The following is an 883-nucleotide window of genomic DNA, read 5'->3' on the forward strand; positions in this document are numbered from 1 at the left end:
TTGTGCTTGTGTGTGTGGTGGTTGGGTGTGTTGTGTGAGAACTGTATAGTGGACGCGAGCATCTATGCAGCAGACTGGCTTTTGTTGGTTTGTTGTGTGGTGTAATTTCTTTTGTTCTTTTGTGTTTTGTGTAGTTCATTTTGTGTGTTCGTTATTAAGGGCGCATGGTGGATGCCTTGGCATGCTGAGCCGATGAAGGACGTGTAAGGCTGCGTTAAGCCTCGGGGAGTTGTCAATTGAGCGTTGATCCGAGGATGTCCGAATGGGGAAACCTGGCTGCCGTTATGGGTAGTGACCCTTCAGTGAATTCATAGCTGTTGTGGGGGTAACGCGGGGAAGTGAAACATCTCAGTACCCGCAGGAAAAGAAAATAAATAATGATTCTGCTAGTAGTGGCGAACGAACGTGGATGAGGCTAAACCGTATGCATGTGATACCTGGTAGGGGTTGTGTGTGTGGTGTTGTGGGCCTTGATGTTCAACGGCTACCACCGTTGTGCTGTGCGCATTGCTGTTAGGTGAAGTGGTTTGGAATGACCGACCGGAGTAGGTGAGAGTCCTGTAGCTGAAGATAGTTTAATGCCATGGTTGTTGAGTTGCCCGAGTAGCAGCGGGCTCGTGAAATCCGCTGTGAATCTGCCGGGACCACCCGGTAAGCCTAAATACTCAGTATGACCGATAGTGAATAGTACCGTGAGGGAATGGTGAAAAGTACCCCGGGAGGGGAGTGAAATAGTTCCTGAAACCATGTGCTTACAATCCGTCAGAGCACCTTTTGTTGTGTGATGGCGTGCCTTTTGAAGAATGAGCCTGCGAGTCAGCGGCATGTCGCGAGGTTAACCCGTGTGGGGTAGCCGTAGGGAAACCGAATCCTAACTAGGGTG

At 49.9% G+C, this 883-nt stretch carries 1 rRNA gene; it reads left to right on the plus strand.

Going from position 1 to position 883, the window contains the following annotated elements:
* Positions 1-144: 144 nt before the first annotated feature.
* Positions 145-883, plus strand: a 23S ribosomal RNA gene (locus F4V58_RS02225); the annotation flags it as partial.

The organism is Corynebacterium phocae (genome assembly GCF_008693075.1).
Taxonomy (GTDB): domain Bacteria; phylum Actinomycetota; class Actinomycetes; order Mycobacteriales; family Mycobacteriaceae; genus Corynebacterium; species Corynebacterium phocae.